Origin of the sequence: Streptomyces sp. NPDC057654 (assembly GCF_042800135.1) — a bacterium.
GTDB lineage: Bacteria > Actinomycetota > Actinomycetes > Streptomycetales > Streptomycetaceae > Streptomyces.
Genome location: NZ_JBHVHQ010001194.1, coordinates 1 through 2,002 on the forward strand (window position 1 = coordinate 1; position 2,002 = coordinate 2,002).

The 2,002-nt window shown below is 77.2% G+C and carries 2 protein-coding genes; one reads left to right on the forward strand and one right to left on the reverse strand.

The window, feature by feature from the left end; all coding sequences use genetic code 11:
* Positions 1–921 (forward strand): FAD-dependent oxidoreductase (locus ACFU99_RS41925; RefSeq protein WP_384403576.1); only part of this gene is annotated, 921 nt, incomplete at its 5' end.
* Between the two features lie 119 nt (positions 922–1,040).
* Here the strand turns inward: ACFU99_RS41925 and ACFU99_RS41930 are convergent.
* Positions 1,041–2,002, reverse strand: a 962-nt coding sequence (locus tag ACFU99_RS41930) for a regulator (RefSeq protein ID WP_384403579.1), incomplete at its 5' end; no start/stop codon positions are given.

Here is a 2,002-nt window from a genome sequence, read left to right on the forward strand (position 1 = left end):
CGGCTGGGCGCCGCGCTGTCCCGCTTCGCGACCCTCTCCACCGACCGGCTGCTCACCCGCCCGGACCGGCCCGCCGCAGAGACCCTGGCCGGACGCGGCCTCTCCCCCCGCGCCGTCGAGAGCTTCCTGCGTCCGCTGCTGATCTCGCTGCTCGGCGACCCGGCCCTCACCACGTCCAGCCGCGTCGCCGACCTGGTGCTGCGCGGGTACGCGCGCGGCCGGCTGTGTCTGGCGGCCGGCGGGGCGGCCACGATCCCCGAGCTGCTGGTCGCGGCCCTGCCGCCCGGCACGGTGCGTACGGGCGTACAGGCGAAGTCGGTGTGCACCACGTCCGTCTCCACCGCCGGTCACGGCGACATCCGCTGCCGCTCCGTCGTGGTCGCCACAGGGGCCCGCGCCGCCGCCGAACTCGTCCCCGGGCTGCGGCTCCCCGCGTTCCACCCGGTCACGGTGGTGCACCACACCGCCGACGAGCCGCCGCTGCGCGGACCGGCACTCGTCCTCACCGGCGACGGGCCCGGCCCGGTCGCGCACACCATGGTGGCGGGCGAAGTCGACCCGGACCGCACCCCGCCCGGCCGCACCCTGATCACCTCGACGGTCCTGGGGAGCGCGGCGGCCCTGCCCACCGGCGAGCTGGACCGCGCGGCCCGCGCCCAACTGGCCGCCGTCTACGGCACGTCCACCGCCGGCTGGCGCCTGCTGGCCGCGTACCACGAGCCCGACGCGATCCCCGCCATGACCGCGCCGCACGACCTCCGCCGCCCGGTCCGGCTCCTCTCCGGGCTGTACGTCTGCGGCGACCACCGCGACACCAGCACCGTCCAGGGCGCCCTCTACTCGGGCCGCCGGGCCGCCCGCGCGGTCCTGAACGACCTGGGCGTCACCGCCGACGAACCGACGACGCTGCGCGCGGCGTAGCAGGCACGGCGGCACAGCGGCACAAGCCGCACAGCGGCACGGCGGCACGGCGGTACAACAAGCGGCACAGCGGTACGGCGGCACAAGCCGCACGGCGGGCCGGGCGGCGGCCGCGCCCGCTACCCGATCGCGGCCACCCGCTCCCGGTACCCGCGCACGGCCGCGGCGTCCCGGTACGGCTCCAGCCGCCGCTCGAAATCCCGTACGTACTCGATGGCGCGTGCGGAGCGCATCTCGGACGCCTGCTGCGCCGCCTCGGCCCCCAGCACACACGCCTGCTCCAGCTCCCCGAGCCCCAGCCGCGCCGACGCCAGCACCACCCGGCAGAACAGCCGGCTGCGCGCGAACCCGGCGCCGCGCAGTTGCAACGACCGCTCCGCGTGCAGCGCGGCGGCCCGGTACTGCTGGAGGTCCCGGTAGCAGTGGCCGAATTCGTCGGCCAGCTGCGCCTCGTCGAAGAACCGCGCCCAGTACGGCACCTCGTCCCCCGGCCGCGCCGTCTCCAGCGCCCGCTCCGCCCGCGCGAGGGAGGCGGTGCACGCCCGTACCTCGGTGAGCACGCCGTGCCCGCGCGCCTCCACGGCGTGCAGCAGCGCCTGCACCACGGGCGGCGCGCCCGACCCCACGCCCTGCTGGGCGACGCGCGCCAGCTGCACGGCCTCCCGGCCGTGTCCGAGGTACACGGCCTGCCGGCTCATGGTGACCAGGACGTAGCTGCCGTACGCGCGGTCCCCGGCGGCCTGCGCCAGCCGCAGCGCCTGCACGAAGTACCGCTGCGCCAGCCCGTGCGCGGCGATGTCGTACGAGGTCCACCCCGCCAGCCGCGTGAGATCGGCCGCCGCGGCGAACAGCCGTCGCCCGGTGGCCTCGCCGTACGCGCCGCGCAGCATCGGTTCCACTTCGTGTTCCAGATAGCGCACCAGCGCCTGGCGCGCGTGGCCGCCGCCGTAGGCGTGGTCGAGGGTCCGGAAGAGGTCCCCCACCGACCGCAGCGCGGCGACGTCGCCCATGGAGACGCGGGCGCCGGGGCCGCGCTCGGTCTGGCGCTGGCGCGGTACGGGCCCGCGCCCCTGTACGGGCA